Annotated in this window: 10 protein-coding genes; 5 read left to right on the forward strand and 5 right to left on the reverse strand. The window is 70.0% G+C overall.

Going from position 1 to position 14,277, the window contains the following annotated elements; all coding sequences use genetic code 11:
- Nucleotides 1-15: 15 nt before the first annotated feature.
- Together CYAGR_RS13140 and CYAGR_RS13145 are read left to right on the forward strand one after the other, a co-directional pair.
- The gene (locus CYAGR_RS13140) at nt 16-885 is read left to right on the forward strand and encodes a DMT family transporter (protein WP_216593351.1); all 870 of its coding nucleotides are present in this window, start codon (nt 16-18) and stop codon (nt 883-885) included.
- On the forward strand, nt 882-1,856 hold the full coding sequence (locus CYAGR_RS13145; RefSeq protein ID WP_015110322.1) for a VOC family protein: 975 nt from the start codon (nt 882-884) through the stop codon (nt 1,854-1,856). Before CYAGR_RS13140 ends, CYAGR_RS13145 begins: the two co-directional genes overlap by 4 nt.
- On the opposite strand, the gene glgX is transcribed toward CYAGR_RS13145, so the two are convergent.
- Nucleotides 1,795-3,924: a glycogen debranching protein GlgX gene (gene glgX / locus CYAGR_RS13150; RefSeq protein WP_015110323.1), complete on the reverse strand. Its 2,130-nt coding sequence runs from the start codon at nt 3,922-3,924 to the stop codon at nt 1,795-1,797. The genes CYAGR_RS13145 and glgX overlap by 62 nt on opposite strands.
- A gap of 149 nt (nt 3,925-4,073) precedes the next feature.
- Here glgX and CYAGR_RS13155 point away from each other — a divergent pair, with 149 nt between their 5' ends.
- Nucleotides 4,074-4,568: a DoxX family protein gene (locus CYAGR_RS13155; protein WP_015110324.1), complete on the forward strand. Its 495-nt coding sequence runs from the start codon at nt 4,074-4,076 to the stop codon at nt 4,566-4,568.
- Between the two features lie 26 nt (nt 4,569-4,594).
- Here the strand turns inward: CYAGR_RS13155 and CYAGR_RS13160 are convergent, their stop codons facing one another.
- Entirely contained in the window at nt 4,595-5,119 is a 525-nt protein-coding gene (locus CYAGR_RS13160; RefSeq protein ID WP_015110325.1) for a YqhA family protein, read from the reverse strand.
- A 23-nt stretch (nt 5,120-5,142) separates the two neighbouring features.
- On the reverse strand, nt 5,143-6,753 hold the full coding sequence (locus CYAGR_RS13165; RefSeq protein ID WP_015110326.1) for an ABC transporter ATP-binding protein: 1,611 nt from the start codon (nt 6,751-6,753) through the stop codon (nt 5,143-5,145).
- 97 nt (nt 6,754-6,850) lie between these two features.
- Between CYAGR_RS13165 and CYAGR_RS13170 the strand changes: the two genes are divergently transcribed.
- On the forward strand, nt 6,851-9,172 hold the full coding sequence (locus CYAGR_RS13170; protein WP_015110327.1) for a RelA/SpoT family protein: 2,322 nt from the start codon (nt 6,851-6,853) through the stop codon (nt 9,170-9,172).
- A 17-nt stretch (nt 9,173-9,189) separates the two neighbouring features.
- Here the strand turns inward: CYAGR_RS13170 and CYAGR_RS13175 are convergent, their stop codons facing one another.
- The gene (locus CYAGR_RS13175; RefSeq protein ID WP_015110328.1) at nt 9,190-11,307 is read right to left on the reverse strand and encodes an amylo-alpha-1,6-glucosidase; all 2,118 of its coding nucleotides are present in this window, start codon (nt 11,305-11,307) and stop codon (nt 9,190-9,192) included.
- A complete protein-coding gene (locus tag CYAGR_RS13180) occupies nt 11,300-12,370 on the reverse strand; it encodes a glycosyltransferase family 4 protein (RefSeq protein WP_015110329.1) in 1,071 nt (356 codons plus the stop codon). The genes CYAGR_RS13175 and CYAGR_RS13180 overlap by 8 nt, the downstream gene beginning before the upstream one ends.
- Before the next feature lie 328 nt (nt 12,371-12,698).
- On the opposite strand from CYAGR_RS13180, the gene CYAGR_RS13185 reads away from it, so the two are divergent.
- Nucleotides 12,699-14,165: a protein adenylyltransferase SelO gene (locus CYAGR_RS13185; RefSeq protein WP_015110330.1), complete on the forward strand. Its 1,467-nt coding sequence runs from the start codon at nt 12,699-12,701 to the stop codon at nt 14,163-14,165.
- The last annotated feature ends 112 nt before the right edge of the window (nt 14,166-14,277 follow it).

The following is a 14,277-nucleotide window of genomic DNA, read 5'->3' on the forward strand; positions in this document are numbered from 1 at the left end:
AATCGCGGCGGGCCGGTGAGACCTTCGGTGGCCAGGGGGGCGGCCCTGCTGGTGGCGGCCTTCCTGGCCAATACGTTGCAGAGCGCGTTTGCGCGGGCGGTGGGCAGCGCCATGGATGCCCTGATGTTCACCTGGCTGACGTTCATTCTGGCGCTGCTGCTGCTGATTCCCTTGCTGGCGACGCGCGGGGGGCGCGATCTTCCCACGCGGGTGTTCCCGCTTCACCTGCTGCGCGGCGCCATGGGCATGGCAGGGTTTCTGCTGTTCATGTCGGCGGCCAAGCTGGTGAATCTTGTCAACGCCAATGTGCTGCTGAACACGACCCCCATGTTCATCCCGTTGCTGGCCTGGCTGGTGCTCAGGCAGCGCATTCCCCCCAGCCTTTGGAAGGCCCTGGCGGTGGGATTTGCCGGGATGGTGATCGTCGTTCAGCCCAACGCCAGTCTCCTTGACAAGCCCGGTGATCTTCTGGGGTTGGCGGCCGGATTCGTCTGCGCCATCGAGTTTCTGGCGGTGAAGGCCCTGGGCAGGAGTGAGTCCGCCTTGACGCAGCTGGTCTATTTCCTGGCCATCGGCGGCCTGGTCTCCAGCCTCATGATGGTGGGGCAGTTCCACGCCATCACCCCGGATCAGTTCCTGTGGGTGCTGGCCTCGGCCCTCTGTCTGCTGAGCTTCCAGTTTCTGCTGATCCGCGCCTACAGCTATGCCGATCCCAGCGCGATCGGGGCCTTTCAGTATGCCTCGGTGGTCTTCGCCGGCCTGATCGGCTGGATCTGGTTCGGCCAGATCCCGAATGCCGGCGTGGTGGTGGGAACGGTGCTGATCTGCGTCGGCGGGGTGCTCAGCCTGGTGGGGCAGAACCCTGTGGCCGCCCCACAGCCGTGACCCTTCCCCACATCGACAGCCTCGGCTTCACGACAGCCGATGCCGAGGCCAGCGCCGCCTTCTTCGAGACCTGCCTGGGCTTCCGGCGTCTGGGCGAGGCCCGGGTGCTGGAGGGGGGCGCCTACGGGGCCCTGGTGGGCCTGCCGGATGCCCGCCTCCGGGTGCTGCGGCTGGCGATCGGGGCGGAGGTGCTGGAGCTCACCGAGGTGCTCACACCGGGTCCGGGCGTCCTTCCGGGGCGGCCGATCCCGGCTGCATCCCGCAGCAACGACCGCTGGTTCCAGCACGCCTGCCTGGTGGTCAACAGCATGGAGGCGGCCCTGGTGGCCCTGCAGCCGGCCTTCGCCGCCGGCCGGATCACGGCGATCTCCGCGGCGCCCCAGCGCCTGCCGGACTGGAATGCGGCTGCCGCCGGCATCGTCGCCTTCAAGTTCCGCGATCCGGACGGCCATCCCCTCGAGCTGCTGCAGTTCCCGCCGGACAAGGGGGAGGCCCGCTGGCATGGCGAGGCCCCCGGGCCGGTGCTCGGCATCGACCACAGCGCCATCGGCATCGCCGACACGGCCGCCAGCGGCCGCTTCTATCGCGATCTGCTGGGGCTGGCCGCCGGCGGCGACGGCGTCAACAGCGGCCCGGAGCAGGATGGCCTCGATGGTCTGGCGGGCACCCGGGTGCGCATCACCGGCCACCGCTGCCCCAGCGGCGCCGGTGTCGAGTGCCTCGACTACCGCGCACCCACCGGCGGCCGGCCGATGCCCGCCGACCAGGGCTTCCAGGACCTGGCCCACTGGCAGCTGCGCCTGCGGGTGGCCGATCTGGAGGCCATCGCCGACCGGGCCGGGGCCCTGGGGGGGCGGGTGATGTCGCCGGGGATCGTCGCGCTGGGGGATCAGGCGGCATGGCTCGGGGCTAGCCAGGCCCTGCAGCTGGCGGATCCGGATGGCCATCGCCTGCAGCTGCTCCAGGACTGAGGCCCACCACCAGCACCACGATCGAGCGGGGGTCCAGGGTGCAGGTGTCCGCCTCCAGGGCCGGGGCGCTGCTCCAGGGCACGATGTCCTCCGGGCTGGGCCGGGAGGTGTCGATCCAGCGGCGCCAGCTCGGCAGGTCCCCCTCGGCGGCAGGCAGCCGGAAGAGCAGCGGCTCCCACCAGGCGTTGACCATGGCGTGCCAGCGGAACCGGTGGTCAACGCTGGTGACCGTGGCGCCGAAGGAGCGGGAGCTTTCGCTCCAGTCGGGATGGTCGGGTTCGACCCCATGCCAGCGGACGTGATGGCGCCGCACCAGCTCGCCGAGGCTGAGGTTGCGGGCGTTGATCACCACGTCGCGGCGCTGGCGGTAGGCGAGCAGCTCCCGCACGAAGCGATGCAGGTCGGCGTTGCGCTCCAGCAGCGACCAGTCGAGCCAGCTGATGGCGTTGTCCTGGGCGTAGGCGTTGTTGTTGCCCTGCTGGCTGCGGCCGAGCTCATCGCCCATGGCCAGCATCGGCGTGCCCACCGCCAGCAGCAGCATGGTCAGCAGGTTGCGGCTCTGGCGGGCGCGCAGGGCCAGGACCTCGGCGTCGCTGCTGGGCCCCTCGACACCGCAGTTCCAGCTGGCGTTGTCGTCGCTGCCGTCGCGGTTGCCCTCGCCGTTGGCCTCGTTGTGCTTGCCGTTGTAGCTGACCAGATCGGCCAGGGTGAAGCCGTCGTGGCAGGTGATGAAGTTGACGCTGGCCTCCGCCTCCCGTTGCTTGTGGCCGTAGATGTCGGGGCTGCCCATCAGCCGCTGGCCGACGCTGGCCGCCAGGCCCCCATCCCCCTTGATGAAGCGGCGCACGTCGTCGCGGAAGCGGCCGTTCCACTCCTGCCAGTTGTCGCCGACGAAGCTGCCCACCTGATAGAGGCCGGCGGCATCCCAGGCCTCGGCGATCAGCTTGGTCCCGGCCAGCACCGGATCGGTGTCGATGTCCCAGAGGATCGGCGAGAGGGGCGTGGGGCGGCCCGTCTGGTCCCGGTCCAGCACGGAGGCCAGATCGAAGCGGAAGCCATCGACATGGAGGTGCTGCACCCAGTGGCGCAGGCTTTCGCGGATCAGGCGCCGCACCACCGGGTGGTTGGCGTTGAAGGTGTTGCCGCAGCCGGTGTCGTCGATGTAGGTGCCGTCTTCGTTCAGCAGGTAGTAGTCGCCGTCCGCCAGCCCGCGGAAGCAGAAGGCGGGTCCCTCGGCGCCCCCCTCGGCCGTGTGGTTGAACACCACATCGAGGATCACCTCGATGCCCGCGCGGTGCAGCGCCTTGACCAGGTCGCGGAACTCGTCGATCACCCCCAGGGGGTCGGCGCTGCAGGCGTAGCCGGGGTGGGGGGCGAAGAAGGAGACCGGCTGGTAACCCCAGTAGTTGTGCAGGCCAGCGGGGGCCGCCTGGGGATCGAAGGCGAACACCGGCAGCAGTTCCACCGCCGTGACGCCCAGCTCCTGGAGGTAGGGGATCCGGCTGATCAGGCCTCGGTAGGTGCCCGCCTGCTCCGGCGGCAGGCCAGCGCTGGGGTGGGCGGTGAAGCCGCGCACGTGCAGCTCGTAGATCACCGTCTCGCGGGAGGGCCGGTGCAGGGGCCGATCCCCTTCCCACTCGTAGGCGAGCGGGTCGGCCACCACGCTCTTCATGGCGGTGCCCCAGTCCCCTGCGCTGATGCGGCCGGCGGCGCGGCCGTAGCCCGGCGGCATCGCCAGGGCCAGCCCGTGGGGATCGAGCAGCAGGTTGGCCGGATCGAAGCGCAGCCCCAGCTGGGGCTGCCAGGGGCCTTCGATACTCCAGCCGTAGGGCTGCCCCGGCCCGATCCCCTCCAGCCGGCAGTGCCAGTAGTCGCCGGTGCGGTGCCGGTCGGGATCGAGGCGGAGGCGCTGGCTGGGCACGGCATCGTCGACGCGTGCGAACAGGCACAGCTCCACCGCCGCCGCCCGCCGGGCATAGAGGCTGAAGTTGACACCCCCATCGCTGATCGAGGCGCCCAGGGGGGCACTGCTGCCCGGGGACGGCAGAGCCGCCGTGCTTGGGGTCATGGCGTCAGCGGCGGTGGAGGGGATGGGGGGCCCCCGGACCGCATGATGGCCAGGCCCCCCGGTTTCGCCCCGCCCCCACCCGGCCACGGCGCCGTCTACCGACCCTGCTTACGTTGAGCCGGCACGCCGTCCCGCCGTTCCGCCCGCCGATGGACCTCGAGATCGTCACCCTGCTCGTGCCCACCGGCCCGTCCCTGGCGGCCGCTGCCGCTCTGCTGGTGCTGCGGGTGTTCGTGGGGGTGGCCTTCATCCGCCACGGCTGGCCGAAGCTGCGCAACCTCCGCACCTGGTCCACGGCGATGAAGACGCCGGAGTGGCTCTGCTTCCTCTCGGCAGCCTCGATGTGGGGCGCGGGCATCGCCCTGATCCCCGGTCTGCTCACCCCCCTGGCGGCCCTGGCGATCCTGGTGTCGATGGCCTACGCCATGGTGCTGGAGCTGGCCTCCGGATCCCCGTTCATTGCACCGGATCCCTATCAGATTCCCGAGGGCGACTACGCCGGCCCGATGGGCGTCGGGGAACCGCCCAGCTGGGAGAAGGCGGCCATGTACGTGGTGATGTGCCTGGTGTTGATCACCTCCGGCGGCGGCCTGCTGTCTCTTGACAACCTGCTGATCGCCGACCTGCTGCGCGCCCTTTTCTGAGGGACCTCCCGGGGCCGTCGGCTTGATCAGTCGCGCTCCGGCGATGCCGCGGAGCGATGCTCCTCCCGCTCGCCGCCCCAGTACTTGAAGGCCAGCAGGGCCAGGGTCACCACGGCCATGCCGGCGCCTGGGAAGAAGATGTCGGCGCCGGCGACGGAGTGGGCGGGGTCGTCGGGATCGAAGCTGTTGAGCAGCTCGAGGAAGGAGATCGCCATCGCCAGGATGATGAAGTTGGCGAACATGCCCTTCACTTCGTGGAAGTTCCGGAAGCTCAGGGTCTTCGGCAGCTTCAGCTCGCTGATGAACAGGGAGAACATGCCGATCGCCAGGGCCAGGCAGCCCGTTCCCACCAGCAGCAGGTCGATCCCCTCGAGAATGTCCATCTCGAAGCGGTTGAGATCCACCAGGTCGGTGATGCTCACCAGGGCCAGTCGCAGCTGCTCCAGGATCAGCCGGCTGCCGCGCACGAACAGGGCCAGGCAGCTGGCCAGCAGCGCCAGGATCGGCACCAGGGTGAGGTAGCGGGCGCGCAGGAGCAGGCGGTGCAGCATGGCGGTGCGGCGTAAAGGGTGATTCAGGGCAGGGGGGGCAGGCGCGGACAGGCCTCCACCAGGGTGCGGGTGATCGCCGTCTGGGGGTGGGCCAGCAGCTCGGCACCGGCCCCCTGCTCGACGACGCGACCGCCGTCGAGCACGAGGACGCGATGGCAGAAGCCGCCGGCCACCGAGAGGTCGTGGGTGATGAACAGCATGCCCAGGCCGAGCTGGCCCTGCAGGCGCCGCAGCAGGGCCAGCACGTCGGCCTGGACCTCGGCGTCGAGCATGCTGACGCTCTCGTCGCAGAGCAGCACCTGGGGGCCCAGGATCAGGGCGCGGGCGATCGCCACCCGCTGCTGCTGGCCCCCCGAGAGCTGGCGGGGCAGGCGGTCTTCGAAGGATTCGGGGGGATCGAGCCCCACCAGGGCCAGCTGCTCCCTGGCGCGGCGCCGGGCCTCCGGGCGGCGGGCCAGCCCATGGATCAGCAGGGGATCGGCCACCGCCTCGCCGATGGTCATCTGGGGGTTGAGGCAGGCCAGGGGATCCTGGAAGACCATCTGCAGGCGCCGCCGGGCCCGCCGCAGCGACCGCCCCCCCAGGCGCCGCAGGTCGACCCCCTGGAGCCGCACCGCACCGCCCCGCACCGGTGCCAGCCCCATCAGGGCCCGGCAGAGGCTGCTCTTGCCGCAGCCCGATGCCCCCACCACGCCGATGGTCTCGCCCTCGTGCAGGGTCAGGCTGATCCCATCCACTGCCTTGATCCAGCGGGGCTGCCAGGGCAGTGAGGGCAGGGGGTGCCAGCTGCGCAGCTCCTCCACCTCCAGCAGCACCGGCGCGGCGGCGGGGGCCTCGCTGTGCCCGCCCTCCCGCTCCCGGGCGGCGTCCACCAGCCGCCGGGCCAGGGGCGAGGCCGGGGCCGTGAGCAGCCGGAGGCTTGGGGCCTCCTCCACCAGCCGCCCCTGATCGAGCACGGCGATGCGGTCGCACCAGCGGCCGGCCATGGCCAGGTCGTGGCTGATCAGCAGCAGGGCGCTGCCGGTTTCGGTGCAGAGATCGCTCAGCTGGGCCATCACCTGGCCGGCCACGGCCACATCCAGGCTGGTGGTGGGTTCGTCGGCGATCACCAGGGGCGGGTGGAGGGCCAGGGCCAGGGCGATGGCCAGGCGCTGGCGCATGCCGCCGCTGAATTCGTGGGGGAAGCTGCCGTAGCGCTCCGGGGCGATCCCCACCCGGGCCAGCAGGTCCCGGGCCCGCTCACGGCCCCCGCCGCGGTGGGCAGCCAGGGTGTCGCGCAGGTGCTCGCCGATGGTGAGCAGGGGGTTGAGCCGCGTCATCGGGTCCTGAAACACCAGGCCCACCGCCTCGCCCCGCAGCCGACGCAGGGCGGCGCGCCGCAGGCGGCGGGGGTCCTGCCCCGCCAGCAGCAGCTCGCCGTCGCAGACGCTGCCCGGGGGCAGCAGCTGCAGCACGGCCCGGGCCACGGTGCTCTTGCCGCAGCCGGAGGGACCCACCAGGGCCAGCCGTTCGCCGGCGCTGAGGGTCAGGTTGAGCCCATCGAGGGTGGGCCGTTCACTGCCGGGGTAGCGCACCTGCAGACCACCGATGCGCAGCACCGGGGCCGCTGGCAGGGACGGGGCGGGCAGGGCCATGGACGACACCGGCGGCGCACAGTCTGGATGGCCGAATGGGCAAATCCCCTGGTTCGTGACGATTGCCCCATACCATGGGTGCACCCTGAAGGGTGTGATGCTGAGGGTGGCGCCGGATCCAGGTTCCTCTCCGCTGGCTTACGCCTCGGCCGCAACTTCTGCTGCTCCAGAGGGGACGCGGGACGCCGTCCCCGAGCGCGACTACGGCGTTCCCCTGCCGGCCTGGCTGCGCCAGAGCCTCCAGCAACGGCAGCCCGCCGACGCGGAGGCGCGCCCCGTCGATCCGGAGGCCCTGGTGGCCACGGCCTTCGACTTCGCCTACCAGCTCCACGACGGCCAGTTCCGGGCCAGCGGCGAGCCCTACATCGTCCATCCGATCGCCGTCGCCGGTCTGCTGCGCGACATCGGCGCCAGCGCGGCGGTGATCGCCGCCGGCTTCCTCCACGACGTGGTGGAAGACACCCAGGTCACCCCCGACGAGATCGAAGCGCGTTTCGGCGAGGAGGTGCGCGCCTTGGTGGAGGGGGTGACCAAGCTGGGCGGCATCCATTTCACCAACCGCACCGAGGCCCAGGCGGAGAACCTGCGCCGCATGTTCCTGGCCATGGCCAGCGACATCCGGGTGGTGCTGGTCAAGCTGGCCGACCGGCTCCACAACATGCGCACCCTCGGCGCCCTCAAGCCCGAGAAGCAGCAGCGCATCGCCCGGGAGACCCGCGACATCTACGCCCCCCTGGCGAACCGTCTGGGCATCGGCCGTTTCAAGTGGGAGCTGGAGGACCTGGCCTTCAAGGTGCTGGAGCCCGAGTCCTACCGCGACGTGCAGCAGCAGGTCGCCACCAAGCGCAGCGAACGGGAGGAACGGCTGGGGGCCACGGTGCAGCTGCTGCGCGACCGGCTGGTGGCGGCGGGGCTGCAGGACTGCGAGGTGAGCGGCCGTCCCAAGCACCTCTACGGCATCTGGAGCAAGATGCAGCGCCAGCAGAAGGCCTTCCACGAGATCTACGACGTAGCGGCCCTGCGGATCCTCTGCCCGAGCGTGGAGAGCTGCTACCGGGCCCTGGCGGTGGTGCACGACATCTTCCGGCCGATCCCCGGGCGCTTCAAGGACTACATCGGCCTGCCCAAGCCCAACGGCTACCAGTCGCTGCACACGGCGGTGATCGGCCGCCATCGGCCGATCGAAGTGCAGATCCGCACCACCGAGATGCACCAGGTGGCGGAGTACGGCATCGCCGCCCACTGGAAGTACAAGGAGGGGGGCTCGCCGGCTGCCGGCGACACCGAGCGCTTCAACTGGCTGCGGCAGCTGGTCGACTGGCAGAAGGACGACGGCGGCGAGGACAGCAGCGACTTCCTGGCCTCGATCAAGGAGGACCTCTTCGACGAGGAGGTGTTCGTGTTCACCCCCAAGGGGGATGTGGTGGGCTTGCGCAAGGGATCCACCGCCGTGGATTTCGCCTTCCGCATCCACTCGGAGGTGGGCAACCACTGCCAGGGCGTGCGCATCAACGACCGCCTCTGTCCCCTGGCCACCCCGCTGCAGAACGGCGACTTCGTGCAGGTGATCACCGCCAAGAACGCCCACCCGAGCCTCGACTGGCTCAATTTCGTGGCCACCCCCACGGCCCGCAACCGCATCCGGGGCTGGTACAAGCGCAGCCACCGCGACGACAACATCCAGCGAGGCACCGAGATGCTGGAGCGGGAGCTGGGCCGCGACGGCTTCGACGCCCTGCTCAACGGCGAGGCGATCGCCCGGGTGGCCAAGCGCTGCAACCTGGTGGGCACCGAGGACCTGCTGGCGGCCCTGGGCTTCGGCGGCGTCACCCTGCAGCAGGTGCTGAACCGCCTGCGGGAGGAGGTGCGCCTCAGCACCGCCGCCGCCGCCCCCGTCCCCACCAACGAGGAGGTGGCCGCCGGGGTGGCCGCGGCCCAGCCGCGCCAGGCCCCCCACGGGCACCCCTCGAACAGCCCGATCCTGGGGCTGGAGGGGCTGGAATACCGCCTGGGGGGCTGCTGCAGCCCCCTGCCCGGGGAGGCGATCGTGGGCACCGTGGCCCTGGGCAACCACGGCATCACCATCCACCGCCAGGACTGCGCCAACGTGCCCCAGGTGCCGGTGGAGCGGCGGCTGCCGGTGCGTTGGAACCCGCTCGGCGAGGCCCAGCAACGGCGCTACCCGGTGCGGCTGCGCATCGAGGTGCTCGACCGGGTGGGGGTGCTGAAGGACATCCTGATGCGCCTCTCCGACCACCGCATCAACGTCAGCGATGCCCGGGTGCGCACCAGCGCCGGCAAGCCGGCCCGCATCGACCTGCGGGTCGAACTGCTCAGCGCTGCCCAGCTGCGCACCACCATGGACCAGATCCGCTCGATGGCCGACGTGCTCGACCTCTGCCGGACCGGCATCGGCTGACGCCCCGATCCAGGCTGTCACTTCATGATCAGCACGTCCACCCCGGGGGATCGCCCCCGCACCATCACGCCCACGTCGTGGTCGCTGCGGTGGAACTGCAGATTGATCTCCTCATCCCCCAGCCGCAGTCCGTTGATGTCGAGCAGGTTCAGGCCCCTCGGCAGGCAGGGGTTGTGCAGGCGCACCTGCACCCGGCTGCTGCCGTGCTCCCGTTCGATCGCCATGCCGGTGATCGCTTCCAGCAGGCCGAACACGCTGGCGCTGGCCCAGGCCTGGGGGCTGCAGGCCACCGGGTAAAAGGTGGGTCCCTCCTCCTCCCGGCGCTGGAAGCCGCAGAAGAGTTCCGGCAACTGGAACATCGGCACCGCACTGGCGGCTTCGAACAGGCCGGTGAGGATCTGCAGGGTTTCGGAACGGTGGCCGTACCGGGCCAGGCCCATGCCGATCAGGGCGTTGTCATGGGGCCAGACGGAGCCGTTGTGGTAGCTCATCGGGTTGTAGCGGCTCTCCCGTTCATCCAGGGTGCGAACGCCCCAGCCGTTGAAGCTGGTGGGGGCCATCAGCTGCCGGGCGACCGCCGCCGCCGCCTCCGTGGAGGCGATGCCGGTCCAGAGGCAGTGGCCCGCGTTCGAGCTCCGCACCCGGCAGGGCTGGCCGTCGCCGTCGATGGCCAGGGCATAGGAGTCGATCGAGGGCGACCAGAAGGCCCGGTGAAAGCGGTGACGCAGAGCCGCGGCCTCCTCCAGCAGCCCCTCAGCTTCGGCGGGCCTGCCCAGGCGGTGGAGGATCGAAGCGAAGGCGCGCCGGGCGCCATAGGCATAGGCCTGCACTTCGCACAGGGCGATCGAACCCTCGGCCAGCCGGCCGTCGGCGTGGTGGATGGAATCGTCGGAGTCCTTCCAGCCCTGGTTGCGCAGGCCGTTCTCGGCCACCCGCAAGTAGCGGAGGAAGCCATCGGCGCTGCCGGCTTCGGCCTTGTGGATCCAGGCCATGGCCGCCTCCAGCTCGGGCAGCAGGCCGGCGATGAAGTCCCGATCATCACTGCGGCAAAGATAGTCGCCCGCCAGCATCAGAAACAGGGGCGTGGAGTCTACGGCGCCGTAATACCTGGAGAACGGAACTTCCCCGAGCGCCGCCATCTCTCCGAGCCGTGATTCGTGCAGGATCTTGCCCACCTCCTCGTCGTGGGCGGGATCGTCGATCGCCGCCTGGCTGCTGGCCAGGTAGCCCAGCACCCCCCGCGCCAGGCGGGGTTCCACCATCAGCATCTGGCGCGCCGTGATCAGCCCGTCACGGCCGAAGGGACAGCTGAACCAGGGCACGCCGGCGTAGGGGTAGAGGCCATCCTCCACCTGGCTGGCCAGCAGGTGCACATCGGAGAACGAGCGCATCAGCCAGCTGTTGAAGGCCGGGTTGTCGCTGACCACCGAGGCGGCGCTGCGCCGGGCGTCCCGGAAACGCTCGATCGTCGCGGCCATGGCGGCGTTGAAGTGATCCTCCGCGCCCAGCGGCACGGCGAGGGGATGGAAATCCAGCACCAGGAACAGCCGCCGGGTCTGCCGGGGCTCCAGGGTCATCTCCAGCCCGATGTGCTCTACACCCACGTCCTGCACAGGATCGCTGAGGCGCAGGACCGTGACCCGATCCTCCCCATCGAGGCCCCCGTAGATGAGCTCCAGGCTGCCGTCGACGCCGCGGCGGATGGTGCGGCCTCGCTCCGCCCTCGCGTACCCCCTCACCTCGAAGATGTCACGGAAATCCGCATCGAGCCGCAGGGTCAGCGGCATCGCCACCCGCCGGTCCCCGTAGCTGGTGAAGCAGAGCTGCTGCAGGCAGGCGGTTGCCGTCAGGACGGTGCTGCGCTCCAGGTGAATCGTCATGGCCGCCGCGCCCTCGGGACCGCCATCGTTGTTGCTGAGGTGGCTCACCAGCACGCCCACCGCGCCGAGCTCGGTGGAGCTCAGCACCAATGGCGCTCGCCCCCACAACAGCACCTCCAGCCGGCTGACATGACGGGTGCCGCGGTGGAAGATGCCCGCCTCCTGCTGGAGGTCCGGGCAGATCTCTCCACGGGAATCCAGGATCGCGAAGGTTTCCTCGTTCTTCAGAACGAAGGGAGGAAGCGGATCAGGCATGCACCGGAGTCCGGTGGGCGGGGCTGTGGCAGCGACGGGCCTGGATCTGGTGCCGGTAGAGCTGTTCGTAGTCCTCGGCCTGGCGCGTGACCGAGAAGCAGACCTCGAAGTGGCTGCGGATCCGCGATCGATCCAGCTGCTCCAGCCGGCCGACCGCGGCGATGGCCTCCTCGGTCGAGTCCACCAGAAAACCGTTGACCCCCTGGCGGATGACCTCCGGGGTCGAGCCGTTCCGCCAGGCGATCACCGGCGTGCCGCAGGCGTTGGCCTCGATCATCACCAGGCCGAAGGGTTCGGGCCAGTCGATCGGGAACAGCAGCGCGAGGGCATGGCCCAGCAGATCCTGCTTGCCGGCGTCATCCACTTCACCGATGAATTCCACAAGGGGATTGTTCAGCAACAGCGGCTCGATGTGATCGTGGAAATAGGGGGTATCCACTGGATCGATCTTGGCGGCCACCTTCAGGGGCAGGCCTACGGCCGTGGCGATGGCGATGGCGCGATCCAGCCGTTTCTCCGGTGAGATGCGGCCGATGAAGGCCAGGTAGGGCCTGGGTGTGGGCTGGTAGCGATAGAGGTCGTTGGGGAGCCCGTGGTAAACGTTGCCGAGCCAGTTGGCGCTGGGCACGGGCTGACGCTGGGTCTCGGAGATCGAGACCAGGGGCACCCGATGGAAATGGGTGTACAGCAGCTTCTGCTCGGGCGCATGCAAGGGGCCGTGAAGGGTGTTCAGATGGGGAATGCCCAGCAGGTTGGAGAGGGGAAAATGGGAATGGCCGTTGTGGAAATGGAGAATGTCGAAGTCATCCAGTTTCTCGAGCACACGATCGAGCTGAATCGCGTTGTGAACGCTGGCGTCAGACACCTGTCCGCTTTGCCGCAGGGCCTGGGGGACACAGGCGCAGAGCTTGGCGCTGGTCAGAGAGTCGCCGCTCGCAAATAAAACCACATCATGCCCGCGTCGCACCAGTTCTTCGGTGAGATAGTGAACAACCCGTTCTGTTCCCCCATAGCCAACCGGTGGAACTCTCTCATGGAGCGTTGAAATCTGCGCGATTCTCATCACTTCACCTTCCTCTTCGGGTCTGCTTCTCCCCTTAACCTTATGCAGAAATCCCAGGCCGGATGGTGACACTGCAGATCTGCTGCAGTCCGGCAGGTTGTTGTTCAGGCGCGGGCGATGGGCGCAGCGAGAGGCTGGAAAGAAGCACGACGGCCACCCAGAGATCGGGAGCCATGGCGATCATTTCCTTATAGCGGGGATGGAGAAACTGATGAAGGCCCGGTCTAGTCGGCGCGCTCTTGCTTGAGGATCCTGCCCGTCGCCGCGTCGATGGTGATCGTGCTCCGGCCGCCCGAGCCCGCTCCTTAGGGTCGCCCCTGTCACCGCCATGCCCATGTCCACCCGCCCCAATCCGCTGCTGGGGCTGCCCTTCGAGGGGCCCCTCGAGGATCTCGGGCCTGAGTACTGGGACGTGGTGGAGGCGGCGACCTTCTCGCTCACGCGCCTGCGGTTCCGCAACGACCCCCTGCTGCACCAGCTGGGTCTGGACGTGGCCAGCGTCAGCGACGACGACCTGGAGGCGGCCTACGGGCGATTCGAGGGCCGCACCCCCCTGCTGGCCCTCCGCTACCACGGCCATCAGTTCGGCACCTACAACCCCCTGCTGGGGGACGGCCGCGGGTTCCTCTACGGCCAGCTGCGCGATCGCCACGGCCAGCTCCAGGACCTGGGCACCAAGGGATCAGGCACCACCCCCTGGAGCCGGGGCGGTGATGGCCGCCTCACCCTCAAGGGCGGGGTGCGGGAGGTGATCGCCAGCGAGGCCCTGCAGCGCCTCGGCGTCACCACCAGCCGCACCCTGGCGTTGATCGAGACCGGTGAAGACCTCTGGCGCAGCGATGAGCCCTCCCCCACCCGCAGTTCGGTGATGGTGCGCGTGGCCCGCACCCACCTGCGTTTCGGCACCTGCGAGAGGCTGCTGTTCCGGCGTCAGCCGGCCCAGCTGGAGCGGCTGCTGCGGCACGTGGTGGCCTGCTATTACCCGCACCTGGCGGCGAGCCACGGCGACGGCGAGCCGTGGCTGGTGGCCTTCTACGCCGAGCTGGTGCACCGGGTGGCGCGGCTGGCGGCCGAATGGATGGCGGCGGGCTTCACCCACGGGGTGCTCAACACCGACAACATGTCCCTGGCCGGCGAGAGCTTCGACTACGGCCCCTTCGCCTTCCTCGAAACCTGGGATCCGGGCTTCACCGCCGCCTATTTCGACCACGACGGCCTCTATGCCTACGGCCGCCAGCCGCTCGTCTGCCGGCACAACCTGCGGCTCCTGCAGGAGCCCCTGGCGATGCTGCTGCCCCGGGCGCCCATGGAGGCGGCGCTGGAGCCATTCGGCGAGGTCTACGACGCCCACTTCCGCCGTTGCCTGCTCCGCCGCCTCGGCATCGACGCCCCCATCAGCGCCGAGGCGGCCGCCGATCTCCCCGATCCGCTGTCCGCCACCCTGCGGCTGCTGGCGGGCTGGCCCGTTCCCTATGGCGCCTTCTTCGCCGCCCTGGCCGGGCGCGTCCGGGCGGGCGGGCTGCCGGCCACGGCCGAGGAGCTGGAGCCCTTCGTGGCTGGGGCCCCGGCGCCACCCCGGGCCGAATGGCTCGCCTGGCGGGATTGCTGGTGGCACCGGTGCCAGGCCGTGGCGGCCCGGCAGGGCACCACCGCGGAGGCGGCCATCGCCGCCGGCCTGCAGCGCTGGAACCTGCCGGAGACGCCGGTGCGGCCCGTGATCGAGCGGATCTGGGCGGCCATCGACGAAGCGGACGACTGGAGGCCGCTGCAGACGTGGCTGGTGCAGACGCTGTGATCGGTGCGGGTCCTCCGACGGGGGGGACGGCTCGTGTCAGGGGCTACAACCCACCGGGGCGGCGTCTTCTACAACACCTCGAAGCTCAGGCTTTCTCCATCGCAGCGATGCC

This window comes from Cyanobium gracile PCC 6307, assembly GCF_000316515.1.
Lineage (GTDB): Bacteria > Cyanobacteriota > Cyanobacteriia > PCC-6307 > Cyanobiaceae > Cyanobium > Cyanobium gracile.